Here is a 23,628-nt window from a genome sequence, read left to right as displayed (position 1 = left end):
GTTTGAAGATCTCGTCGCAGAATGTGTCTCGAGTGAGTTTATGTCGCCGACGGCTTGGTATCTTCTGTATCGTCTCAGCATCGTTGGTTACGAGGCTCGCCCCGATAGGAGGTTTCGGACTTCAGAAATAGCTATGTTGGCATCCCATTTTGGAGTCGAGAGGCCGGGTGACCTCGCGGTAGCCTACAGTCATTGTGTACTTTGTTTGGCGGTGAAAGATGACGTTGAGATTTTCGGCGATGGTTTTACGGTATGAAGGGTGCCGTTATGGATTACAATCTGGCCTGCACTGAGGTTTTAAATCATGTTGAGGTGGGTTGTCGGATCTTGCATACCCCGGTCTGGACACAGATCGGAGACACTGATCACCTTCCAGAGGTTGGTTTCAAGCTCCATGTCTCCGCTGGATTGGATAATGCAGGAGATGTATTACTTCGAGTTGCGGAGCAACTCGTAGGTCAGGTACCGTTCAAGTTCGCGCGAGATGCGCACACTGTAGCGACGCTTAACATGGGCACGCTCGGGATTGCACAGGCTGGAAAGGTGATAACGGTCTACCCGCAGGACGTGGCGGAATTTTTTAGTGTGGTAGATACACTGAGAGCAGCGCTTGGGCGTCAATCTGGACCGCGTCCGCTGAGCGATTGCGCTGTTCCTGATTCTGACTGTTTGTACTACAGGTATGGATCGCTTGTTACAAAGGGCACGGATGTTGAGGATCCCGGCCTCGAGGCGGGGCGTGAGCGGTTCCCCGGATGCGCACTACCCGAGGGCGTGGAGAACCCGTTCGGCGAGGAGGGCGGTCCATCTAAGGGCGAGAGTGCTCTTTTTGCGGGGCGATATTTAGTTACCCGTAGCCTGTCTATGCGTGGAAAAGGTGGCGTTTTTGAGGCGCTTGATTTCTCGGCGAAACCGGGGTCGTGTTTGCCGCAGCGGGTGGTTCTAAAGGAAGCAAGAGCCTTTGCTGAACGCGATAGTTGTGGTGTAGACGCGGTGGATCGATTAAACCGTCAGTGCCGTTTTTTGGATGTGCTGGGAGATTTGCCCGCCGTACCAGCTGTTATTGACACGTTTGTGTTCGATTCGTCTACTTTTGTTGTGTTGAAGTATATTGATGGCGCCGGAACGCTTGTTCGCGCTGGTACTGGTAGCGACTCTCCCATTTTTGGGGCGGATTTAGAGTGTGCGTTACGCTATTTTTTGAACGCGATGGTGCGGCCGTGCCATGCGCGCGGTGTTCTATTGAATGATATCTCGTCAGGAAATCTCTTCATGGATGACCGTAACGGTCGTGTGTGGATGTGTGATCTTGAAGAGGCCACGATGCGTTCTATGGACGTCGATCCATATGTTCCGCTTGCGACCCCTGGTTATCTTTCGCCCGCGTGGCCGCGTCCTTCGCGTGAACGGGATTTATTTGCGTTGATGAGAGTGGCGTTGTTTGCTGCTCATCCTGCATGGCATACTAGTATTTTAAGTAACGAAGAGGGTGCGTTTTGGAAACCAGCTTTCTCGTCCTTGGATTGCATGCACAGGTTTTGTAAGCGTATCTGTAAGGAAGAGGGGCTAGATGCGCGGGAGGTGTTTTATTTATGAGGATGGCGATTCGCGTAAGCGGGGCGCAGAAACGCTACGGCGACCATGTCGCTCTCGACATTGCCGAGCTAGAGATCCCGAGCGGCCGCGTTGTTGGGCTGTTGGGAGAGAACGGCGCGGGAAAATCCACCCTCATCGACCTGATAGCCGGGGTGTCGAGCCCCACGCGTGGACATATCGAGACAGCAAGTTCGAAGATCGGCTGGTGCTCGCAGCGACTGGTCATTGACTGGTTTGTCAGCGGCTGGATGAATGTCTGGCTCGGCGCGTGTCTCGCCGGCTTGTCGGGATCGCAGGCGAAGGAGGCGACCGACCGCGCGATCACCCAGGCGGGTTTGGACGATGCGAAGCTTGACTCTACTCCCGAAGTTCTTTCGGGTGGCCAGCAGCAACGGTTGATGATCGCACGAACGTTTGCCATGAACCCCGATATCTATCTGCTAGATGAGCCGACCGTGGGCCTCGATATCGGCAATCTCGAGCGCTTTACCCAGCGTGTCCGTGAGGTGAGGGCCGATGGTGCCACCGTTATCGTGTCGTCTCACGAGTTTGAAGCGGTCGAAGACCTGATTGATGATGTCATCTTTCTCGCGGGTGGACGCGTCACGTTCTTTGGGAGTAGGCGCGACTTCACCGACACGTTTGTCACGCGAGAAGTCATTCGTGTCGTCGTGGACCGGCCAGTCGATCGCGAGGAGCTTGGCGAGATTCCTGGTTGTTCGATGGAGGTCGACGGGACTGCGGTGGTGATCGATGCGCCTCGTGGCACCGATTTTGCGGCAGTGCTTTCGTGTTTGCCAGCGGATGCGGATGTCCGTGAGTATGCCCGCCAGCCCGTAGGACTTCGGCAGGCTGTGAAGTGGGCGTCGCAGTGAGGCGGCGTGGGAAATCGTCGAAGGTGGGGAGCGTAGACATGAACTGGTGGAGTTCTTTCCGGGCGCTGTGTCGACTCGAGATTTGCGGCGCCGATCTGAATACGTGGCGGCGATGGTTGTCGTTCTGCATCTCGCCTGCGGCCTACTTTTGCCTGCTCGGCCTTGGCTTGTCGGGCATCCTGGGTGGCGAGGACTATCTGGAATTTGTGGGGCCGGGCATCGTCGTTATGCAGGCGCTGTCTGCGCTGTCGCAGATCATCTATCGGGTTGTTATCGAACGGCGGTGGGGTCTGGCGGCAATGAAGCTCCAGGCGGGAGTTCCCATGAGCGCGTATCTTGCCAGTCTCCTCGTGCCGCGCATCATCATCTTTTTGCTTCAAGGATTCGTGGTGCTGGTGTGCATGCTGGCCTTCGGCGTGAGGGTGTCGCCGCTCCCGGCGCTACTTGGCCTCCTTGGCTCAGTGGTGTGCGTGGTCTTTTGGAGCTTCCTCGGCGTCATTGTCACCAGTGTCGTGTCGAATTATCAGACACGCGATTTCATCGTCAGCATCATCGTGCTGCCGTTGACTTTTTCGGCGCCGGTGTTCTATCGCCTCGAGGGCGCGCCGACGCTCGTTCGCGTGCTGGCTCGAGTTAACCCGCTCAGCTATCAGGTTCAGTGGGTGCGCGGACTGTTCAACTCCAAGTTCGTGCTGGTCGACTTCGCCGTCGTCATCATCCTCGTGGTCGTGTGCTGTGGTTTCGCGCTGAGGGCAGTAAACGGATTGCGGATCGCAAGTTTCGAGGGATGAGCCTCACCCAACAGCTGCGCTCGCGCGTCGCGGGGACTAAAAGCCCCGCGACGCGTTGGCGCTATGCGCGATATTCGCCGGCGAGTGCTGCCTCGCCGGGGTGTGCGAGCGGACCGACGAGGGCGCGGGGGATATACGGCTCTTCGAGGTAGGCAATGTCGTCGCTCGACAGCTGAAGCGTCGTCGCCGCGATGGCCTGGTCGACGCGCTGGCGACGTGAGCAGCCGACGACGGGAACGGCTGGCCCATGCGACCACTGCCAGGCAAGCGCGACCTGAGCCATCTCGACTCCGTGCTTGTCCGCGACCTCTTTGACGCGCGCAATGATCGGCAGCGCGTTGTCGCGTTCCGCGTCGTATTTGCTGCGCATCGTCTCGTCGGTTTGCGAGCGAGTTGACTCGGTATCCCACGTCGGTCGCGTCAAATGACCCGAGGCCAGCGGGGAGTAGGGGGTGGGCACGACTCCGTATTGGCGGCACACCCGCAGCAATTCGCGCTCGTTTTCTCGATACAACAGGTTGTGGTGGCACTGCATCGTCGAGAACCCGACCCAGCCGTTGATTTCGGCAGCGTGAATCATGTTGTGGAACTGGTAGGCGTACATTTCGCTGGCGCCGATTGCGCGAATCTTGCCCGACCTCACGAGATCATCCAGGGTGCTCAGGGTTTCCTCAATCGGCGTCGAATAGTCGAAGCGGTGAAGGATGTAGAGGTCCAGGTAATCCGTACGGAGGCGACGGAGGCTGCCCTCGATCTCGCGACGGATGGCCCGGGCTGACGTGCCGCCGTCGTTGTAAAAGACCTTCGAGGCGAGGACGACCTTCTCGCGGGGAATGCCGAGATCGCGCAGGGCCCGACCGATGTAGTCCTCGCTGGTACCGTGCGCGTACGAATTGGCGGTGTCGATAAACGTAATGCCGCGCTCGAACGCGTAGCCGATGATGTCGCGGGTGTCGTCGGCGTCGAGCGTCCACTGGTGCCAGCCGTGACCAGCTTCGCCGAAGGTCATACCGCCCAGGCAGATGGGCGAGACGGGGGTATCGATTCCTGGCAGGGATAGGTACTTCATCGTGTCCTCTTCCTTCTGTTTAGTTTCCGCTGTTGCTTGCGGTGAGGGTAATCGTGGCGTGGGGGACGTCAAGCAAGTCAACAAGATCGCTGTGAGTCCGCCCCGTGATTCGCCCGAGTTTTGTGTAGCTCCACGAGTGAGAGTTGAAGAATGTCACGAGATGATCTCCACCGTAGAGGACGATGTCGCCAGCTCGGGTGTGCATGTTGGTATCAGTGCGCGGAAACGAGCGTGGCAGTGCTCCGACCTGTTCGACACCGTCGTAACGGTGAGCTGTCACCGAGATCGGGGCGGTTTGCACGGCCTCGTGGAGGCCGCGCGTCGCGGCGTTATCTTCCCACTCGACGTCAACTTCGACGTTGTTCACGCTCAGTTTCATAGCGATCTCCTCTGTGTTTTGTGAGGGGGTGGTGCTGGTAGGTGGCTGTGGCGACGCGTGCTCACCTGCTGGGCCGCAACCGCTCACTAGGGCTATGACCAGTAGAAGCAGCAGGACCACCCAGCGGCGTGTCCTCATCCTCAGCCGGTACAGCGCGCGAGAGTTCTGATGAGGGGCGAGGGGATAGTCGTCGCGGCGGCTAGGCATAGGGCCTCAGACTGTCGACCGTGGCGAAGCTGGCGTGCATAGCGCCACGGTAAAAGGTGAAGCGAGCTTTAAGTCAAGAGCGGGCGCGTCGCTTATTTCCTTGCGCGCAACGCCGGCCGCGTCCTACAGTGAGGGCAGGATTGTTACTCAATCGAGGCAAGACCTGAGACTGCGCTGGCCGTCTCAGGTCTTTTTTGTACCCGTCTTAGCTGAAAGGACCGATGATGGCGACAGATTTTGCCGCGATCGCGCCCAGGCTCGTGGACCTCGTTGGCGGTGCTGCCAACGTCGAGGCCCTCTCACATTGCGCGACGCGACTCCGCTTCGTCTTGCGGGATAACTCCCGCGCCGACGCGGATGCGATCAAAGCGCTGCCGGGAGTGATTACCGTGATGAAAGCCGGCGGGCAGGTGCAGGTGGTGATCGGCAACGACGTGTCCGAGCTCTATGAGCAGGTCAAGCCCCTCCTGACCCAGACACCGGCCGAGGCTCAGCAAGCGAGCGGCGAGCGAGGCAATCTGCTTGACCGCTTCATTAGCCTGATCTCGGCCCTCATCAATCCGCTGATTTGGCCGTTTGCTGGAGCAGGCCTTCTCAAGGCTTTCGTTACTCTGGGGACGACGTACCTGGGGCTGGATACGGAGTCGAGCACCTACGTGATCCTCAACGCCGCCGGGGACGCGATCTTCTACTTCCTGCCGATATTCTTGGCGCTCACGGCCGCACGGCGGTTCGGCGCCAACGAGATCACGTCGATGGCACTTGGTGCCGCCCTCGTCTATCCGACGATCGTCGCGCTGGCCGAGTCTCCAGATCCGGTGACGTTCTTCGGCATCCCCGTCGTCATGGCCACCTACACCTCGTCGGTGATTCCCATCGTCATCACCGTATGGATCCAGAAATACCTGGAGAAGGGGCTGCGACGGATTCTGCCTTCGGCAATCAGGAATTTCACGACGCCGCTGCTCGTCATGACCATCATGGTGCCGCTCATCCTCATGACGGTGGGACCGGTGACGCAGGGAATCTCCTCAGCCCTCGCCACGGGAGTTAACTGGCTGCTGAGCAGTGTTCCGTGGCTCGCGGGCGCGCTGCTGGGTGCGTTCTGGCAGGTCTTCGTGATCTTCGGCGTCCACTGGGGCCTGGTGCCGCTTGCGCTCACCGAGATTAGCGAGATGGGCTACTCGACGATGATGGCACCGCTCGCTCCCGCAGTGCTGGCTCAGGGGGCAGCGATCGTTGCTGTGGCGATCCGGACGAAGAGCCCCGAGCGTCGTCGCGTCGCCGGCCCAGCTGCGCTGTCGGCCCTGCTGGCGGGCATCACCGAGCCGGGCATTTACGGCGTCAACTTGCCGCTCAAGCGACCGTTCGTCTGCGGGTGCATCGGCGGTGCGATCGGCGGTGCGATGGCGGCTATGGCGGGTGCTGCCGCATCCGCTTTTGTGGTCCCTTCAGCCATCGCTATTCCGGCCTATATCAGTCACGGATCGGTGCCGCTGTTTCTTGCCGGGATCGGCGTCGCCATCGTCGTCTCCTTCGCATTGACGTTGCTCGTCGGCTTCCGTGAAGAGGAACCCGCTCGTGACGAGAACGCGGTGGGTGCAGCTGAGGAGGCGCCGGCACCCGTGGAAGCCGCCGGCGTTGTGGAAGTGACGACCGAGATCGCCTCGCCGGCGACGGGCCACATCGTCGCGCTCTCGGACGTCAACGATCGGGTGTTCGCGTCGGGAGCCATGGGGCAAGGGGTTGGCGTGGCCTCGCCCAGCGGTCCGGTGCTCGCGCCGGTGAGCGGGACAATCGTGACGGCCATGGACACGGCTCACGCCTACGGCATCAAAACGGATGACAACGTGGAGGTGCTCGTCCACATCGGTGTCGACACGGTGAAGCTCGGCGGAGAGGGCTTCGTTGCCCGCGTGGCTACGAAGCAGCGAGTCCAGGCGGGCGACGTCCTCGCCGACGTCGATTGGGCAACGCTCGAAAAAGGCGGATACGACCCGACGGTTATCACTATCGTCATGAATGCCAAGAAGCTCACGACGGTAACGCCGCGCTCAGCTGGCGACGTCGACGCCGGGCAGTCCATCATCGACATTGAGAAATAAGGAGGAGGAACGGTCGTGAGTGATCTTTTCCCGAAAGACTTTTTGTGGGGCGGCGCCGTTGCCGCGAACCAGGTCGAGGGGGCGTATAATGAGGGCGGCAAGGGGCTGTCGATCCAAGATGTCCTGCCCCACGGCATCAAGACGCCGCCCACCGCGGAGCCGACGCCCGACAACCTCAAGCTCGAGGCGATCGACTTCTATCATCGCTACCCCGATGACATCGCACTGCTCGCCGAGATGGGCTTCAAGGTGTTTCGCACCTCGATCGCGTGGTCGCGCATCTTCCCGCGCGGCGATGAGGAGGAACCCAACGAGGAGGGCCTGGCGTTCTACGACCGGCTTTTCGACGAGTTGGATAAGTACGGGATCACCTCGCTGGTGACGATCAGCCACTACGAGACGCCGCTTCACCTGGCCCGCACCTACAACGGGTGGACCGACCGGCGCCTGATCGATTTCTATCTGAAGTACTGCGAGGTCATCTTCCGCCGGTGGGGCGATCGGGTGCCTTATTGGTTGACGTTCAACGAGATCAATTCGGTTTTGCATTTTCCGTTCGTCTCGGGCGGCATTGCCACGCCGAAGGATGAGCTGAGCCGAGCCGACCTGTATCAGGCGATCCACCACGAGTTCGTCGCCTCGGCGGCGGCAACCAAGCTGGCGCGCGAGATCATGCCCCAGGCGCGCATCGGGTGCATGGTTGTGGCAGCTCCCGTCTACCCGTTGACGCCCGACCCGCGCGACGTGCTGGCCGCCATGCACACCGACCACGACTCCCTGGCGTTCTCGGACGTGCACGTGCGCGGAGAATACCCCGGGTATTTCTTGCGCCGCCTGCGCGAAGAAGGCGTCGATCTGAAGATGGGTGACGACGACCTGCGCATTCTCAAAGAGAACACGGTCGACTTCGTCTCGTTCAGCTACTACATGTCCGTGTGCGAGTCGGGTACTCGCGAGGTTCCCGCGGGGGAGGGCAACATCGTCGGCGGTATTCCCAACCCGACGTTGCCGGCCAGCGAGTGGGGCTGGCAGATCGACCCGGTGGGCTTGCGGATTGTCCTCAACCAGTTCTGGGATCGCTGGCAAAAGCCGCTGTTCATCGTCGAGAACGGCCTGGGCGCGAAAGATGTGCTCGTTGAGGGCCCCGATGGGACGCCCACCGTTGATGACGACTACCGCATCGACTACCTCAACGATCACCTGGTGCAGGTGCGCGAGGCCATTGCCGACGGCGTCGACGTCATGGGGTACACGACGTGGGGCTGTATCGACTGCGTGTCGGCGTCCACCGCGGAGCTGTCGAAGCGCTATGGCTTCATTTACGTTGACCGCAACGACGACGGCACGGGGACGCTCGCGCGGTACCGGAAGAAGTCGTTTGGCTGGTATCGAGACGTCATCGCGTCTCGCGGAGCCACCCTCCGCTAGGCGGTTGGCGTGACCAGGCGTGTTATGCGCGCCCTCAAGGTGCTCAATAACAACGTCGTCCTCGTTCAGGACGGGGACGACGTTGTTATCGTCACCGGGCGGGGGATCGGCTATCAGGTTCGCCCCGGCGCGCCGATTGACCAGGGTGCCATTCAGCGGATCTTTGCCCCGTGCAGCGAAGACGACACACTGACTCTCGCGCGCCTGCTAGCCGATATCCCCGCCAACCACATCGTCCTCGTCGATCGCGCGCTTGAACGTGTCGCCCGCGAGCATCCTGCGGCGCGGCGGGCGAGGGAATCCGTCTCGGCCACCGTCGCCCTGGCTGATCACGTGAGTTTTGCGATCGCACGAGTGCGTTCGGGCGTCACGGTGACGTATCCGCTGCGCAGCGAGATCGCCCACCTTTACCCCGAGGAATTGGCAGCGGCTGATCGATTGGTTGCCGAGCTTTCGGCTCTCATCGGTGACGTCGACCTGCCGGCGGGGGAGGCCGTCGCCATTGCGCTGCACCTGGTCAACGCCAGTTTCTCGTCCACTGATCTGACACACACGTATGAGCTGACGGACGCGATCATTCAGGTGTTCGACGTCATCGAGCAGTTCTATGGGCGTCCCGTCGATCGCGACGGGCTGACGGCGGCGCGCTTTACCGCGCACATGCGATATTTCTTCGTGCGCCTGGCGCGCGCGGAGCAATTTGACGAGTCTGACGTGCGCATGTCCGCGTTGATTACCGAGGCTTATCCCGAGGCGCACCGGTGCGCCATGTTGGTGAAAACGCTGCTCGAAGCCTGGCTGGAGACCGAAATTTCCCCGGCCGAGATCGCCTATCTCGCTCTGCACATCGAGCGTTTCTCGGAGAAGGATGACCGCGGCGAGACCGCCCAAGCTCACGAGGCGGCGAAGCAGCGCGGATACGCGGATCCGACGCAATGACCAGGGCGGTAAGGATAAGAAATACTTATGGACTCGTTGTCTGGAGTCTTTGTTTTCGAATAGTCCTGGTTCCGGGTCGCGGGCCGTGACGGATATTCAATTGATGTGATGGCGGATCGTGGCGCGTTGTTTCTATGATCCTTCTGGCTTATCTTGCGGATCGTATCTGGGGAGCTGTTTTAGAGTGGTGTAGCTGACCGTGGCCATGATGAGTCCGATACCGCATAGGGCGATCAGCAGCTCCGCATCGTTGAGTGTCGTCATGCGGTTGGGGTTCTTGTCGAATAAAAGGGGGATTGTTGTTAAGGCAAGTATGCCGAGGAGCGTAATGGATAGCACCGCAAGTAATCGGGCTAACGTTTTCGTGTCCATGGCGATTACCAGTATCCAAAGCATTTGACGACGCCAGTTATTGACGCGCCGCCGAGCGTGACGATCCCTCCGACGCAAGCAGCGCAGACCGCTTTAGAAAATGTTGGTTCTGGTACCGCGCAGGAGCCGCCGCACAGCGAGAGGACGACCGCGGCTACTCCTGAGCTGACACCCAACACGGCGGCAAGGCATGCGACGGCCTTCTGCCATGACCGATCCAGTGGGAAAGAGGGGGTGCTGTTTCCTCCGGGGGCGTCGAAATCCAGATCGCCTACATACGCCGTTTTCTCGAGAGATTTGCCTCCGTTAATCCATTGCGCAATATTTATGAAACCGTCGTCGGTCTTCTTTGTGTGTGTTTCGGCGTAGTTTGACACTTGCCCGTCGGGACTAAAGATGACCGTGAAATTGCTGATGCGTACTGCGCCAGTGATTGGTATCGTGACGCCGTAATGGGTCCCCTCGGGCGTCGGGAGAGCGTAAGCTACCGCGCGATCAAAGGCTAACGATGGCGGTGTGGTGAACACTTTGACGCGAGAGGTATCGAAGAGATCTCGCGTATGGGTAATGAGCTTTTCGCTAGTGTCGGCCGAAACGGCTTCAAACTTCAAGCCACCATTGTCGGGTGCGGAGCAGCTGGAATTTGAATTCGAGGCATTCCCCAGTGGTGAAATGGTACTGGGTGCGCTCGGTCCAAGAGGCATCTTTGCGGGCTGGCGTTCCGATGTGGAGGCGATTCCCGCGCCTGCGACAACAAGTGCTCCCGTTGTCAGAAGCGTAACGCAGGCCCTGAGTAGAATCTTGTGGGGTTTCAATTTGGTGCCTTCCGTCGGATGAGCTTTTGTCGATCGTGGCGGTGGCGTGTCCGTGCTTGAAGTGCTCGACAGGGTTGCGGTGCGGACGTCGCCGCTTGTCAAGTTCACTGTATATGATGTGTGTCACTTTGTGCAAGTGTGACGTCGTGTGTGGGCCTCACTGTGCGGACGTCAGAAGCTGGTGTTTCTCCTGCGTCTCGCTAGCGTGCGGTGGCGGTCGGTGAGTGATAGGTGGTGACTCCGTCGATCTCACCCGTGAATTTCGTGCTTGCGCGGCTCGGTGTTACCGCGGCTGGTCTGGTGTGGGGCAGGGCTGCGCGTAGCCGAGTGGGGCTTCGTTTGCGTGCGTGGCGGCACTGCCGTTGGTTCAGCTTGTGCAGCGCGCGAGCGACCATGATCCGGAGTGAGGAGTTGAGGTTTCGCTGTCGCGGCAGTAAATGGCTGATCGTGGAGCTAGGGGGATTCGAACCCCCGACCTCTTCCATGCCATGGAAGCGCGCTACCAACTGCGCCATAGCCCCCTGAGAACTCAGGTGGTGGAGCTAGGGGGATTCGAACCCCCGACCTTCTCATTGCGAACGAGACGCGCTACCAACTGCGCCATAGCCCCTTAACGACCACCCACTATAGAGAGGGAGCGGTCGTGGAGGCAAATCGGGTGGGCGACCGTCGAGGTGGCGTTGCTCACGAGGCGCTCAGATCCACGAGGGCAGCCACATGCGCCACTGCCAGTGATCGCGTGGAATGTCCCAGGCGGCGACGACGGGGAGGAAGAACAGACCGCACGCTATGACGAGGATCACGAGTGCCCAGGCGAGTAGGCGTGCTCGCGGCGATGTCGCCACGCGCGGCGGGCGCATCCGCAACTCCCACGCGATGAGCGGCCAGGCGTGCGGAACGACCTCGCCGAGGAACGTCGCAATGAGGTAAGCAACCGCCAACGTGACGAACGGGACGAGCACGACCGTGTAGAACATGAAGATCGTGCGATCCCAATAGATAAACCACGGCACCCACGTCCCCACGTAACCGAACACGATGAAGCCCGCGCGCCAATCGCGCAGCGAGAACGCCATGATGAGGACGAAGGCGAGGGCGGCGACCCCCAGCCACCACATCGCCGGATTGCCGATTGTCGTCGAGGCGCGCACGAATTCGTGATTGCCGCGCAGCTGCGACGACCACATCATCGACGTCGGGCGCAGGTCAAAGATCCACTGGGCGGCGTTTGCCTGATACCGGTGTGGAGATGTCACGCCCTCGTGGAATTTCAGGGTGTCGCGTTGATAAATCCAAAAGTCGCGGACGAGGCCGAGGAGGCGGCTGGCTCCCGAGGCACCGTGATCGTAGGCGCGTGGATGGATGAACCACGACGTCCACGTCACCAGGTACACGACCACCGCGGTGGGAACGAGCTGGACAAACGCCGGGATGCCGCCGCGCGTGACGCCGCGGCGCAGCGCGGTTAGAAAAGACAGGCTACCGGCACGCCTAGCGGTGACCTCACGGATAAACAGGAAGATCCCACCGGCGGCGATGACATAGAGGGCGTTCCACTTCACGCCCAGCGCCAGGCCCCACAAGATGCCGGTGAGGACGAGCCATGGCCGCCATAGCGAGAAGGTCTCGCGGGTACTGGAAGCGCCCGCGCTCGCGCGCAGGTGCCGGCTCAGCCGCTCGTGCCACGAGAACTGATCGCGCACGAAGCTCACGCATCCCGCTAATAAAAAGACGGCGACGAAGACGTCGAGAAGCCCGATGCGCGACACGGAGACGGCGACGCCATCTAAGGCAAGGAAGATCCCGCACATCGCGGTGACGATGGGCGAATCGAACAGCTGGCGAGCCAACACGCAGATGAGGGCAACCATGACGATTCCGGCGATCGCCGGCATGAGCCGCCACGCCCACGGATGCGTCCACCCGAACAGCTCCGGGCCAATGCCGAGCAGCCATTTGCCCAGTTGGGGGTGAACGACGAAGGCGCCTTCTCGCGACAAGCCCGAATAGTCGCCGGCGGCGAAGGCCTCGTTGACGTTGTCTGCCCACTGCCCCTCGTAGCCGAGATGCCACAGAGAATAGGAGTCCTTGACGTAGTACGTCTCGTCGAAGGCAATCCGGTTGACCCCACCCAGCGCGCTCAATCGCGTCCACGCGGCGACGATGACGCTGAGGAGGAGGGCGGCAAGGTGGCCGCGTGCCGTCGCCGTGCCCTCGCGCGGTCCTCGCGGGCTGCGGGGGCGGAAACCGTCGGCCCAGGCGTGCGCGAGGCGAAAGGTCGCGCGGGGACGAGCACGCGTGAGCGTGGGTGAGACAACCTCAAGTGGCGTATCTGTCACGCTGTGATTGTACGGGGCCGGCTTTCGCGTGCCCGTCAAGGCGGCCAGGCGTGCGAGCGTGAGACGATGAGGCCATGAGTGAGCACCGCACCGAGCCCGTGTTGATCCCCGGCACGATCGCACTTGCGGCCACGCCGATCGGCAATCCCCTCGATGCGTCGGTGCGACTGCGCCGCGCCCTCGCCGAGGCCGACGTCATCGCCGCTGAGGACACCCGCCGCCTCGAACGCTTAGCCGCTGCCCTTGACGTCGCGCTGCACGCGCGCATCGTTGCCAGCCACGACCACAACGAACGCGACCGCGCCCCCTGGCTCATCGAGGAGGCCCAGGCCGGCAAGCGCGTTCTCGTCGTCTCCGACGCTGGGATGCCCCTCATCTCCGACCCCGGCTTCGCCGTCGTTCAGGCCGCTCACGAGGCGGGCGTGGCGCTCACCATTCTGCCCGGTCCATCGGCTCCTCTGGCCGCGCTTGCCCTGTCGGGGCTGTCGCCGGCTCGGTTCTCCTTCGAGGGGTTTGTTCCGCGCAAATCCGGCGAACGCGGGCGAGTCTTCGCGGCGCTTGCACATGAGGAGCGCACTCTTATCTTCTTCGAGTCGCCCCGCCGCCTGGCCGACACCCTTACCGCTGCCGTCGAGGCGTTTGGCGCGGAGCGTCGAGGTGCCGTGTGCCGCGAGCTGACGAAAACGTATGAGGACATCTGGCGTGGCAGCCTTGCCGATCTTGCCGAACGCGCCCGCGATGGTGTGCTCGGCGAGATCGTCCTCGTCATTGCCCCCGCGCCCGCAGCCGACGCCGATGTGTCCTCGCTCGCCGACGAGGCCCTTCGCCTCGCCGAGGGGGGAATGCGCCTCAAGGACGCCGCCCGCCACGTCGCCGTCGCAGGAGTCAGCGCGCGCGACATCTTCCACGAGGCACTGGCCCACAAAGCCTCGCGCCGGGAGTAAGGCGAGATGAGAGCGGCCGCGCCGTGCCGCTAGACTGGCGCCCATGAGCCGTATTCTTTCCGCAGTTGCCTGGCCGTATGCCAACGGTCCCCGCCATATCGGCCACGTCGCCGGTTTTGGAGTCCCCTCCGACGTGTTCTCGCGCTACATGCGCATGGCGGGCCACGACGTCCTCATGGTTTCAGGCACCGACGAACACGGCACGCCCATCCTCGTCCAAGCCGACGCCGACGGCATGACGCCGCGCGAACTTGCCGACCGCAACAACCGGCTCATCGTTGAGGATCTCACGCGCCTGGGCCTGTCCTACGACCTCTTCACCCGCACGACGACCGGCAACCATTACGACGTCGTGCGCCGAATGTTCGCGCGCGTGCGCGATAACGGCTACATGGTCACCCAGAGCCAGATGTCGGCCATCTCGCCGTCGACGGGACGCACCCTTCCCGATCGCTACATCGAAGGAACCTGTCCGATCTGTGGGGCCGCGGGCGCTCGCGGGGACCAGTGCGACGCGTGCGGGAACCAGCTCGACCCGGTCGACCTCATTAATCCTGTCTCGCGGATCAACGGCGAAACCCCCAAGTTTGTCGAATCGACTCACTATTTCTTGGATCTGCCGGCCCTGGCCGAGGCGTTGACGCAGTGGCTCAACGAACGCGAAGAATCGGGCACGTGGCGTCCGAACGTCATCCGGTTCTCGCTCAACATCCTCGACGACATCAAGCCGCGCGCGATGACGCGTGACATCGACTGGGGTATCCCCGTTCCCGGCTGGGAAGACCAGCCGAACAAGCGCCTCTACGTGTGGTTCGACGCCGTCGTCGGCTACCTGTCGGCGTCGATCGAATGGGCGCGCCGCAGCGGCAACCCCGATGCGTGGCGGGAATGGTGGAACAATCCCGAGGCGCTGTCCTACTACTTCATGGGCAAGGACAACATTGTCTTCCACTCCCAGATTTGGCCGGCCGAGATGCTCGGCTACAACGGTGAGGGCTCACGCGGTGGCGAACCCGGGGATCTCGGGACCCTCAACCTGCCGACCGAGGTCGTCTCCAGCGAGTTCTTGACGATGGAGGGCAAGAAGTTCTCGACGTCAAAGTCCGTCGTTATTTACGTGCGCGACATGCTCGAGCGCTACCAGGCCGATGCCCTGCGCTACTTCATTTCCGCGGCCGGTCCCGAGAACCAGGACGCCGACTTTACGTGGAGCGAATTCGTTCGCCGCACGAACGATGAACTCGTCGCCGCGTGGGGGAACCTCGTCAATCGCTCGGCATCGATGATCCATAAGAAGTTCGGCGAGATCCCCACGCCGGGACAGTTGGAAGACGTCGACCGCGAGCTGCTGGACGCGCTGGCCGCGGGCTTTGATCGGGTCGGTGAGTCGATTCGCACCCACCACCAAAAGGCCGCGCTGGGTGAGGCCATGCGCCTGGTGGGACTCGCCAACCGCTACGTTGCCGACACCGAGCCGTTCCGCCTCAAGGGCGAGGACCAGCGCGAACGCCTGGCGACGGTGCTGTGGACGCTGGCGCAGGCCGTGTCCGACCTCAACGTCATGCTCAGCCCGTTCCTGCCTTTCAGCGCCAACGCCATCGACGAGATCTTTGGCGGCGACGGGACACTGGCACCGCTGCCGCGCATCGAGGAGGTCGAGGACCTCGACGTGACGAACGACGACGGATCGGCGCGGACATACCCGATCATCACCGGCGACTACGCGAGCGTGCGCGCGTGGGGACGTCACGACGTCACCCCCGGGGTGGCAGTCGCCAAGCCGAAGCCCGTCTTCACCAAGCTCGATCCGGCAATCATCGACGAGGAGCTGGAGCGCCTGGGCATTACGCCGGCTTAATCGCGCCTGAATGTGACACGGCCCCGACCACGTGAAGCGGTCGGGGCCGTGCGCGTGTGAGACGGACTCAGGCGGGAGTGCGCAGTTCCAGATCACGCCAGGCGATGGGATCGGCCACGACACCGGGGAAATTCGTGTCATCGACGGAATCGAACCCGGTGAACCACCACTGCGCGGACGTGTCCTGGAAGAGCTGTCCGGCATAGAGGTGATCGGGACTGACGTAGCGGGCACCGGCCAGGTCGAAGGGACCCAGCGGTGATTCGCCCTTGGCCACCCACACCGATCCTTGTGAGGGATCGACCAGCATCGTCGCCCCGCACGAGAACACGAGGTAATCCGTCCCATCGATGCGGCGAACCTGCGAACACTCGAGGTGGCGGAACCGCGACGGCTCGGTGAGGGGTTCACGCACTTGCCACGTCTCGAGGTCATCCGATACGGCATGGCCGATCACCCCGCCGTAACCGGGAGGGGCCCCGGCAGCCGACGCCGTAATCACCATGTGCCAGCGGCCCTCGTGGCGGAACACGAACGGGTCGCGCCAATTGACGTCGGCGTCGCCGGGAACGGCGTACCAGCGCGGATCTGCCTCGAGAGGAGGCCGCGACATGCGCGTGAAGGTCACGCCGTCACGCGAGTCCGCCCAGCCGATGCGCTGGACGAGCCGGCCCCCGTCGCCGTGGGATATCCCCGTGTAAAACAGCCGGATAAACCCATCCGGGTGACGGATTGCCGATCCCGTCCAGCAGGCCCGGTCATCGAAGGCCGGGGCATCGGCGTGAACGAGCGCGTCGGGCAATAACTGCCACGTCGCCCCGTCGTCGTGCGAGACCGCGTGCCCGATAGAAGCACGGAAGTGCCGGCGAAACGGATCATGCAGGGCTCGCGATGCGCGAAGAAAGAACAGATCCAGGTGGTCATCACCCGTGAGGATCCAGTGATCCCAAATCCAGTGATCGCGAAGTCGCAGAGCCATCGCCTTACCCCTTAACCCCCGACGACGCCAGCGACGAGACGAACGAGCGCTGGAAGATGACGAAGATGATGAGGACCGGAACGGTGATAATCGTCGCGTAGGCCATGATCTGTCCCCAGTCGGGATTGAGCTGGAAGAAGTACTGCATACCGACGCTCACCGGACGCATCGACGGCTTCTGGACCGCCATGAGTGGCCACAGATACGAGTTCCACGCCGGCAGCATCGTGATGATGGCGACCGTCGCGAATGTCGGCCCCGACATGGGAGCGATGATGCGCCGATAAATCGTCCACCAATTCGCGCCATCGACGCGGGCAGCTTCGTCAAACTCCTTGGGAATCGTCTTGAAGTGCTGCACGAAGAGGAAGATCGCCAACGCATTCGCCACGAAGGGCAGAATCTGGACCTGGTAGGTGTTCAACATGCCCTGCTTGAGCAAGAAGCCGTCGTGTGCCCACGTGATCGCGGGCAGCTTCGAGACCCAATAGACCATCGGCACGGCGATCGTCTCGAACGGCACCATGAGGGTCGCAAGCACGATCGACAACACGAAGCCCGCGCCGCGGAAACGCATCCGCGCGATCGCGAAGCCGATCATGGAATTGACGATGAGGCCGAGCACGACCGTGGCGACCGTGATGATCACCGAGTTTGCCATGAACTGCAGCGCCGGCACGCGCTGGGACGCGCCGGTGTAATTCGACAGCGTCAAGTCGCCCACCGGCAAGAACGCCTTGATAGAGCCCAGGTCGCCGAGGATCTGCTGGTCCGAGGCCTTAAACGAGGACACGACCATGAACAACAGCGGAGCCACCGCGATGATTGCCGCCAGAATAAGTCCGGCGTACACGGTCACGAGGTAGCGCCGCTTCGCGGCCACCTTGCCAACCTGGCGGCGCTTGCGCGGACGAGCCTGGTCGGTGACAACGGGAGAGGTAGGAGGAATCGTCGTAGCCATCGGTCAGTCCTTATCTCGAGTCAGGTAGCGCTGAATCGCGGTAATCACGAGCACCAGCGCAAAGAAGATCAGCGAAATCGCGGCACCGTAACCGACATCTTGTTCACGGAAGCCCTTGCGCACGGCGTGGTAGACGATTGTCGACGTCGTGTCCTTCGGACCACCCTGCGTCATGACGTCGATCTGGATGAACAGGCCCAGCGCGGCGATCGTGATCGTCACGAGGATGAACACCATCGTCGACCGCAGCCCCGGCCATGTGACATAGCGGAACTTCTGCCACGCACTGACCCCGTCGAGGTCAGCCGCCTCATACAGGGACGGATCGATCATTTGCAGGCCCGACAGCCAGATGATCATGTGCAAGCCCACGGCCTGCCAGATCGACAACACGATGATGGCCGGCATGGCTGTTCCCGGAGTCTGCAACCACGGGATCGCCGTCCACGCTCCGCCGGTGAGGGTGTTGAAGACGGAATTGAACAGGCCGTCTTCCTGGTAGAAGAAGCTCCACAGAATCGACACGACGACCATCGAGGTGACGACTGGCATGAAGATCATCGTGCGGAACGCCGTCACGCCCTTGACCTTCTGGTTGACGAGAATCGCCAGCGCCAACGCGATACCCGATTGGACGGGGACGACGACGATCGCGAACAACGCCGTATTGATGAGCGAGCGCACGAACGTCGGATCGGCCGTGAAGGCGCGAATGAAGTTCGTCAGCCCGGCAAACTCGGTGGGGTTGGGAGAAACGAGACGCGCGTTCGTAAAGGAGAGCGCAAACGTCAACAGGATGGGAATGATGAGGAACAGCGTCATCAGCAACAGAGCCGGGGCCGACATAGCCCACGCGCTGAGTTCCCGACGCGTGTTCGCACGCGAACGAACAGTTGTGGTAGCCACAGGTCTCACCTACTTCTTCTTCATTCCGTAGCCGTCATTGGCCTTGATATTGGCGTCGATATCGACGACCGCCTGGTCCAGGCTGCTCTTGACATCGGCACCCGCCATGATGTCGTGCATCGCCTTATCGAACACCGACGAGATCACCGCGTATCCGGGCGTGGGCGGGCGAATCATCGAGTACTTCTCGGCAATGGGGAACAGCGGTTCCATCGGGGCGCCTGGGGCGAAGTTCTTCGTGTACTTGTTCGCACGCTCTCGCGCGGGGAAGTTACCCGAGTTATCCGAGACCTTGACGAGGTACTTGTCTTGCAGCAGCGTCGCGATAAAGCCGTTGGCAGCGGGCTTGTTCGCGCACGTCGCCGAGACACCCCACTGCCACGAACCACCGCCGACCTTGGGGCCGTGGCCGAAATCGACGGGCGGAAGGATGAGGACCTCGTCGGTGCCCAGGGCTTCCTGGGCCTGGTCGACCTTCCACCCGCCGGTGTACATGAGGGCGGCCTTGCCCTTGGTGAAGTCGATTCCGTCTTGCGAGGGGGTCTTCGAGGCATAGCCCTTGGCGAACAGATCTTGGAACCACTTGCCGAACGCGATGGCCTCGGGGCCGTTGAGGGCGCCGTCGGCCGACAGATAGGTGTCGCGGTTGATGAGGTCACCGCCGAAGGACTGCAACATGGGGGAATAGGCGTAGGACCACCACTCGCCGCTATCCCACACGGACATGTCGATCGCGCGATCGTAGTGGGGATCCTTCGACAGCTTTTCCAGCGCGGCGTCGAATTCTGCCTTCGTCCACGGGTGGTCGACGTCGGGAATCCGGATGCCGTTATCGACGAGAGCCGACTTGCGGGCGAGGATCGTCAACGACGTATCGAAGGCACCCACGGAGTACAAGGTGCCGTTCCATTCGCCGCGAGCCGATTCCAGCAGCGTGTCCGTGGTGTCGGCCGGCAAGTCCAGCGGAGCCAGGTACCCCGACCACGCCCAGTTCGGCATGATGGGGCCGTCAAGGTCGAACAGGCACGGCAGGTCGCCCGACGAGGCCGCCCCGACGATCGCCTCGTTGTAGGAGCGCTGAGGGAACTCGGTGATGTTGATGGTGACATCGCTGTTCGCCATGTACTCCTCGGCGGCGGCACGAATGACCGACAACTCGGGTTCGTTACCGCCGACGTGCGTCCATAGCTCGAGCGTGTGAGGGTCGCCGCCGCTCATGCCCTGCTGAGATGAGCAGCCCGCGAGGGCCACCATCGCGGCAGCGGCGGCTGCGGCAAGCACCCGCGTGCGGCGTGGGATAACAGGGGACATCAGTGTTCCTTTCTTGAGATGAGCGCGCGGAGGGCACCGTCACGCCGGTGGGGGTGCCGTTGTTCCGCGCACAATCAGCGGACAGGGAAATCGATAGCGGGCGGTCCCTGGATCGGGGGCGGGTCCATCAGCTGGGGGAGTGCCCGTGACCAGGGACGTGATTGTCCACCGCGCCATGTCGGCGTGGGGGAGTTGAACGGTCGTCAACGACGGCACGCTGAATTCGATGAGCGTCGTAAAGTTGTCGAACCCTACGAGCGAGAGATCGTCGGGAATCTTCAGCCCCAGCTCGGCGGCAACCTGGGCGACGACGATCGCCGTGGAGTCGTTGTAGCAAAAGAACGCCGTCGGGCGGTCGGGTTGGGTGAGGATGTCGCGCGTTGCCTGTTTCATCTCGGCGTACGCGCGGGTATTGACGGTCCTGGTGCAACTGGGCAGGAGGGCGAGTCCGGCCTCGGCCAGGGCCATCTCGACGCCTCGGCGGCGCAGGGGAGCAGCGTCAACCGAATCGCAGTCGTTGAGGAAGGCGACGCGGCGATGTCCGAGCGTGACGAGGTGGGCCACCGCATCGTGAGCACCTTGGACCTCGTCGGGAACGAGGGCGCAAATATGCGGATCTTCGGTGTAGCCGTCAAGGATGATGAGTCCGTCTCCGGCATGGCGCGGCACCCGCACTCGCCGGTGGTACATCGACGCGTAGGCGACCCCGCGAACCTGGTGTGAGGACAGGTCGCGAATTGCGGCGTCGGCGGCGTCGGGGTCGCCGTCGGTCTCGATGACGATGAGGAGGTGACCGTAGGCCCGGGCCGTCTCGGTGGCCGCGGCGATGAGCGTCGTCGCGTACGGGGTCGAGGCCACCTGCTGGGTGATGAAACCGATGGTGTCCGACTGTGCGGTGCGCAGGCCCAGTGCCAGTTCGTTGCGGACGTAATTGAGGCGGTCGGCGGCCTGGCGGATGGCGTCGGCGCGAGGTTCGGAAACACGACCACGGTAGCGCCCGGACAGCACCATCGAAGCTGCCGCGGTGGACACGCCCACCTCGCGCGCAACATCGGCGAGTGTCACAGCCATCGGAGACTCCATTGGTCCGGGAAACGGTGTGATGCTGACGTTAAGGCGTTAAGCGATTAACTGCAAGGAGTTGGGGCCACTAATTTGTCGACGTCGCGCGCGTAGCGCGTGAGCGGGCAGGGAGGAGCGGTATCGCGGAGACTAGGGTGGGAGCGATGACTACCTCACCCTTCGATGCGTTGATTGCTGCGACGACGACACGGCGTTCCGCCCTGCCTCACGAAGCCCCGCTCGGTGGTGCGTGGCAGGAGCAGGCAACGGTCGGGGGCGCTGACGTCGAGAGCGTCGTCGCGGGCCTCAACGAGCGCCAGCGCGAGGCCGTCGAACACCGTGGCACCCCGCTGCTTGTGACCGCGGGTGCGGGGTCAGGGAAAACCCGGGTGCTCACGCGCCGCATCGCGCACCTGCTGGCAACGGGGGACGCGAGAGCCAGCGAGATCCTCGCGATCACCTTCACGAATAAGGCGGCGGCCGAGATGCGCGAGCGTGTTCACGCTCTCGTCGGACCCGAAGCGCGTTTTATGCAGGTGTCGACTTTCCATTCGCTATGCGTGCGGATTCTGCGAGAGCATCATGAGGCCGCCGGGTTGCGGTCGACGTTTTCTATCTACGATGCCGCGGATTCGGCGCGGCTGATGAAGATGGTCGCCGACGAGGTGGGGATCGACACGAAGCGGACCAGCGAGAGAGTCCTGTGTAACCGCGTCTCTGATCTCAAGAACGAACTCGTCGGTCCGGCTGAGTACGCCGAGCGGTTCCATCGCGACCCCGTGGCTAAAGCCGTGGCCGAGGTCTATCCGCTCTATCAGCGCCGGCTGGCTGATGCTCACGCTGTGGATTTCGACGACCTCATCATGACGACGGTGATGCTGTTGCGCGACAATGCTGCCGTTGCCGAACACTTCCACCGGCGCTTCCGCCACATTCTCGTCGACGAATATCAAGACACTAATCACGCCCAATATGTCCTCGTCACGCAGCTGGTCGGCAACGGGCGTGACGGGGTGGATCCCGGGCAACTGACCGTCGTCGGCGACTCGGATCAATCGATTTATGCCTTCCGTGGCGCGACGATTCGCAATATCGAACAATTTGGCGACGATTTTCCCGGTGCGCGCGAGGTCATTCTCGATCAGAATTACCGCTCAACTCAGAACATCTTGTCGGCTGCCAACGCCGTCATCGGCAGCGGCCAGGGGCAGCGATCTAAGAACCTGTGGACCGATCAGGGCAGCGGCGACAAGATCGTCGTCAACGCCTGTCCCTCCGATCGAGCCGAGGCCCAATTTGTCGGGCGTGAGATCGAGACCCTGCACAAGCAGGGGCGAGCGTGGTCGGATTTCGCGATCTTCTTCCGCACAAACGCCCAGTCGCGCCTGCTCGAGGAAATGCTCATGGGCGCGGGAATGCCCTACCGCCTCATTGGCGGGACGAAGTTCTACGAGCGCAAGGAAATTAAAGACGCCATCGCCTACCTGCGCGCGGCGTCGAATCCCGACGACACCGTGAACATGCGCCGGATCGTCAACGAGCCGCGTCGCGGGATCGGCCCGCGAGCCCTCGGATCTCTGCTCGCTCACGCCGATACCTACGGCGTGAGCTTTGGGGTGGCGATCGCTCACGTGTGGGCAGCGGTCGCGCGCGAACTTGGCCAGGACCCCGCGTCGACGCCGGGGGAGCTCGCCGGGTTCGACACGGCGCAACCCAGTCCCGACGTCGTCGGGTTGGGCAAAGCCGCACGTGCGAACCTGCATGCGTTTTGGCAGATACTCATCGACGCCCGTGCCGCTGACGCCGCCGGGCGCCCGCCCGCAGAAATCCTCGACTCCCTCATGGATGCGACCGGGTATCTCGGTTTGTTGCAGGCCTCGGACGATCCCCAAGACGGCGTGCGCGCCGAGAACCTCGCGGAACTCCACGCGGTTGCCGAGGACTTCGCCATCGCCGAGCCGGATGGACGCCTCGCCGATTTCCTCGAGCGGATCTCGCTCGTTGCCGACGCCGATCAGCTGGCCGACGTTGACGATGGCGGTCAGATCACCCTCATGACCATTCACACGGCGAAGGGATTGGAATTCCCCGTCGTCTTCGTCACGGGAATGGAAGATGGGACGTTCCCGCACTCGCGCTCGCTCGGCAGCGCGAGCGAGCTGGACGAGGAACGCCGCCTTGCCTACGTCGCCATCACGCGCGCGCGCGAGCTGCTTTACCTCACGCGAGCGGGCACGCGTACCCAGTGGGGAACCCCGATGGAGCTGCCGGCCTCGCGGTTCCTCGACGCCCTGCCGCCCGATGTCACCGACGTGCGCGATAGCCTCACGCCGACCGAGCGCATCCGGGCGGCCTCGCCCTCCTACGGCTCGGGGGCGTGGGGTGGTGGGCGCGTCCGCTCCCGTGGTCAGCGCCGGATCGACCGCAACCGCGCGGGCAGCTCGACCCCGCCGACGCAGCCGAAGACTTTGGTCCAGGTTTCGCGCGGCGACCGCGTCAACCATGACACCTTTGGGTTGGGACGCGTCGTTGAGACGGGAGGCAGCGGGGCCTCGACGTGGGCGAAGGTCGATTTTGGTGATGGGTCGGTTAAGCGCCTGCTGCTGCGATACGCCCCGATGGAGAAGCTCTAGTCTGCCGATACACGACGAAAGCGGTTGTGACGCGCGCCGCGCGGTCCGTTATCGGGTCG

The 23,628-nt window shown here is 62.4% G+C and carries 19 protein-coding genes and 2 tRNA genes; 9 read left to right on the top strand and 12 right to left on the bottom strand.

Annotated elements, in window-relative coordinates; translation table 11 throughout:
* Window positions 1-267 precede the first annotated feature (267 nt).
* From H8R18_RS06360 to H8R18_RS06350, 3 genes are read left to right on the top strand one after another with little or no spacing between them, the layout of a single operon-like run.
* On the top strand, window positions 268-1,596 hold the full coding sequence (locus H8R18_RS06360; RefSeq protein WP_191071223.1) for a serine/threonine protein kinase: 1,329 nt from the start codon (window positions 268-270) through the stop codon (window positions 1,594-1,596).
* Window positions 1,597-1,598: 2 nt separating this feature from the next.
* On the top strand, window positions 1,599-2,471 hold the full coding sequence (locus H8R18_RS06355; RefSeq protein ID WP_191071222.1) for an ABC transporter ATP-binding protein: 873 nt from the start codon (window positions 1,599-1,601) through the stop codon (window positions 2,469-2,471).
* Between the two features lie 38 nt (window positions 2,472-2,509).
* Window positions 2,510-3,262 carry an ABC transporter permease gene (locus H8R18_RS06350; protein ID WP_191071221.1) on the top strand — a complete coding sequence of 251 codons (753 nt, stop codon included), beginning with the start codon at window positions 2,510-2,512 and terminating at the stop codon, window positions 3,260-3,262.
* Between the two features lie 61 nt (window positions 3,263-3,323).
* Here the strand turns inward: H8R18_RS06350 and H8R18_RS06345 are convergent, their stop codons facing one another.
* Together H8R18_RS06345 and H8R18_RS06340 are read right to left on the bottom strand one after the other, a co-directional pair.
* Window positions 3,324-4,331: an aldo/keto reductase gene (locus tag H8R18_RS06345; protein ID WP_191071220.1), complete on the bottom strand. Its 1,008-nt coding sequence runs from the start codon at window positions 4,329-4,331 to the stop codon at window positions 3,324-3,326.
* Between the two features lie 19 nt (window positions 4,332-4,350).
* On the bottom strand, window positions 4,351-4,710 hold the full coding sequence (locus H8R18_RS06340; RefSeq protein WP_191071219.1) for a cyclophilin-like fold protein: 360 nt from the start codon (window positions 4,708-4,710) through the stop codon (window positions 4,351-4,353).
* A gap of 428 nt (window positions 4,711-5,138) precedes the next feature.
* Here H8R18_RS06340 and H8R18_RS06335 point away from each other — a divergent pair, with 428 nt between their 5' ends.
* The 3 genes from H8R18_RS06335 to H8R18_RS06325 are packed head-to-tail and all read left to right on the top strand — an operon-like array spanning window position 5,139 to window position 9,389.
* Window positions 5,139-7,022, top strand: a complete 1,884-nt coding sequence (locus tag H8R18_RS06335; RefSeq protein WP_223875098.1) for a beta-glucoside-specific PTS transporter subunit IIABC — start codon at window positions 5,139-5,141, stop codon at window positions 7,020-7,022.
* Window positions 7,023-7,037: 15 nt separating this feature from the next.
* A complete protein-coding gene (locus H8R18_RS06330; protein WP_191071218.1) occupies window positions 7,038-8,450 on the top strand; it encodes a glycoside hydrolase family 1 protein in 1,413 nt (470 codons plus the stop codon).
* 9 nt (window positions 8,451-8,459) lie between these two features.
* Entirely contained in the window at window positions 8,460-9,389 is a 930-nt protein-coding gene (locus H8R18_RS06325) for a PRD domain-containing protein (protein WP_191071217.1), read from the top strand.
* Between the two features lie 132 nt (window positions 9,390-9,521).
* Here the strand turns inward: H8R18_RS06325 and H8R18_RS06320 are convergent, their stop codons facing one another.
* The 5 genes from H8R18_RS06320 to H8R18_RS06300 form a co-directional block, all read right to left on the bottom strand.
* On the bottom strand, window positions 9,522-9,761 hold the full coding sequence (locus H8R18_RS06320) for a hypothetical protein (RefSeq protein ID WP_191071216.1): 240 nt from the start codon (window positions 9,759-9,761) through the stop codon (window positions 9,522-9,524).
* A 5-nt stretch (window positions 9,762-9,766) separates the two neighbouring features.
* The gene (locus H8R18_RS06315; RefSeq protein WP_191071215.1) at window positions 9,767-10,372 is read right to left on the bottom strand and encodes a hypothetical protein; all 606 of its coding nucleotides are present in this window, start codon (window positions 10,370-10,372) and stop codon (window positions 9,767-9,769) included.
* Between the two features lie 652 nt (window positions 10,373-11,024).
* A tRNA-Ala gene (locus H8R18_RS06310) sits at window positions 11,025-11,097 on the bottom strand.
* A gap of 13 nt (window positions 11,098-11,110) precedes the next feature.
* Window positions 11,111-11,186, bottom strand: a tRNA-Ala gene (locus H8R18_RS06305).
* 85 nt (window positions 11,187-11,271) lie between these two features.
* A complete protein-coding gene (locus H8R18_RS06300; protein WP_191071214.1) occupies window positions 11,272-12,915 on the bottom strand; it encodes a dolichyl-phosphate-mannose--protein mannosyltransferase in 1,644 nt (547 codons plus the stop codon).
* Window positions 12,916-12,989: 74 nt separating this feature from the next.
* Between H8R18_RS06300 and rsmI the strand changes: the two genes are divergently transcribed.
* On the top strand, window positions 12,990-13,859 hold the full coding sequence (rsmI, locus tag H8R18_RS06295) for a 16S rRNA (cytidine(1402)-2'-O)-methyltransferase (protein WP_191071213.1): 870 nt from the start codon (window positions 12,990-12,992) through the stop codon (window positions 13,857-13,859).
* Window positions 13,860-13,902: 43 nt separating this feature from the next.
* Window positions 13,903-15,717 carry a methionine--tRNA ligase gene (gene metG, locus H8R18_RS06290; protein ID WP_191071212.1) on the top strand — a complete coding sequence of 605 codons (1,815 nt, stop codon included), beginning with the start codon at window positions 13,903-13,905 and terminating at the stop codon, window positions 15,715-15,717.
* A 67-nt stretch (window positions 15,718-15,784) separates the two neighbouring features.
* Here metG and H8R18_RS06285 read toward each other — a convergent pair whose 3' ends face one another.
* From H8R18_RS06285 to H8R18_RS06265, 5 genes are read right to left on the bottom strand one after another with little or no spacing between them, the layout of a single operon-like run.
* Window positions 15,785-16,696: a glycoside hydrolase family protein gene (locus H8R18_RS06285; protein WP_191071211.1), complete on the bottom strand. Its 912-nt coding sequence runs from the start codon at window positions 16,694-16,696 to the stop codon at window positions 15,785-15,787.
* A 4-nt stretch (window positions 16,697-16,700) separates the two neighbouring features.
* The gene (locus H8R18_RS06280; RefSeq protein ID WP_191071210.1) at window positions 16,701-17,657 is read right to left on the bottom strand and encodes a carbohydrate ABC transporter permease; all 957 of its coding nucleotides are present in this window, start codon (window positions 17,655-17,657) and stop codon (window positions 16,701-16,703) included.
* 3 nt (window positions 17,658-17,660) lie between these two features.
* A complete protein-coding gene (locus H8R18_RS06275) occupies window positions 17,661-18,563 on the bottom strand; it encodes a carbohydrate ABC transporter permease (protein ID WP_227712776.1) in 903 nt (300 codons plus the stop codon).
* Between the two features lie 9 nt (window positions 18,564-18,572).
* On the bottom strand, window positions 18,573-19,874 hold the full coding sequence (locus H8R18_RS06270) for a sugar ABC transporter substrate-binding protein (protein WP_191071209.1): 1,302 nt from the start codon (window positions 19,872-19,874) through the stop codon (window positions 18,573-18,575).
* Window positions 19,875-19,913: 39 nt separating this feature from the next.
* A complete protein-coding gene (locus H8R18_RS06265) occupies window positions 19,914-20,945 on the bottom strand; it encodes a LacI family DNA-binding transcriptional regulator (protein ID WP_191071208.1) in 1,032 nt (343 codons plus the stop codon).
* A 155-nt stretch (window positions 20,946-21,100) separates the two neighbouring features.
* Here H8R18_RS06265 and H8R18_RS06260 point away from each other — a divergent pair, with 155 nt between their 5' ends.
* Window positions 21,101-23,569 carry an ATP-dependent helicase gene (locus H8R18_RS06260; protein WP_191071207.1) on the top strand — a complete coding sequence of 823 codons (2,469 nt, stop codon included), beginning with the start codon at window positions 21,101-21,103 and terminating at the stop codon, window positions 23,567-23,569.
* Window positions 23,570-23,628: the final 59 nt, after the last annotated feature.

This window comes from Nanchangia anserum (genome assembly GCF_015240065.1).
Lineage (GTDB): Bacteria > Actinomycetota > Actinomycetes > Actinomycetales > Actinomycetaceae > Nanchangia > Nanchangia anserum.
Note: the sequence above shows the minus strand (reverse complement) of the source record. Positions and strands in the feature narration are given on the sequence as shown.

Coding starts and splice junctions, on each gene's coding strand:
- H8R18_RS06270 (WP_191071209.1), bottom strand. CDS start 19,874: ATGTCCCCTGTTATCCCACGCCGCACGCGGGTGCTTGCCGCAGCCGCC.
- H8R18_RS06280 (WP_191071210.1), bottom strand. CDS start 17,657: ATGGCTACGACGATTCCTCCTACCTCTCCCGTTGTCACCGACCAGGCT.
- H8R18_RS06335 (WP_223875098.1), top strand. CDS start 5,139: ATGATGGCGACAGATTTTGCCGCGATCGCGCCCAGGCTCGTGGACCTC.
- H8R18_RS06360 (WP_191071223.1), top strand. CDS start 268: ATGGATTACAATCTGGCCTGCACTGAGGTTTTAAATCATGTTGAGGTG.
- metG (WP_191071212.1), top strand. CDS start 13,903: ATGAGCCGTATTCTTTCCGCAGTTGCCTGGCCGTATGCCAACGGTCCC.
- H8R18_RS06355 (WP_191071222.1), top strand. CDS start 1,599: ATGGCGATTCGCGTAAGCGGGGCGCAGAAACGCTACGGCGACCATGTC.
- H8R18_RS06260 (WP_191071207.1), top strand. CDS start 21,101: ATGACTACCTCACCCTTCGATGCGTTGATTGCTGCGACGACGACACGG.
- H8R18_RS06345 (WP_191071220.1), bottom strand. CDS start 4,331: ATGAAGTACCTATCCCTGCCAGGAATCGATACCCCCGTCTCGCCCATC.
- H8R18_RS06350 (WP_191071221.1), top strand. CDS start 2,510: ATGAACTGGTGGAGTTCTTTCCGGGCGCTGTGTCGACTCGAGATTTGC.
- H8R18_RS06265 (WP_191071208.1), bottom strand. CDS start 20,945: ATGGCTGTGACACTCGCCGATGTTGCGCGCGAGGTGGGCGTGTCCACC.
- rsmI (WP_191071213.1), top strand. CDS start 12,990: ATGAGTGAGCACCGCACCGAGCCCGTGTTGATCCCCGGCACGATCGCA.
- H8R18_RS06285 (WP_191071211.1), bottom strand. CDS start 16,696: ATGGCTCTGCGACTTCGCGATCACTGGATTTGGGATCACTGGATCCTC.
- H8R18_RS06320 (WP_191071216.1), bottom strand. CDS start 9,761: ATGGACACGAAAACGTTAGCCCGATTACTTGCGGTGCTATCCATTACG.
- H8R18_RS06340 (WP_191071219.1), bottom strand. CDS start 4,710: ATGAAACTGAGCGTGAACAACGTCGAAGTTGACGTCGAGTGGGAAGAT.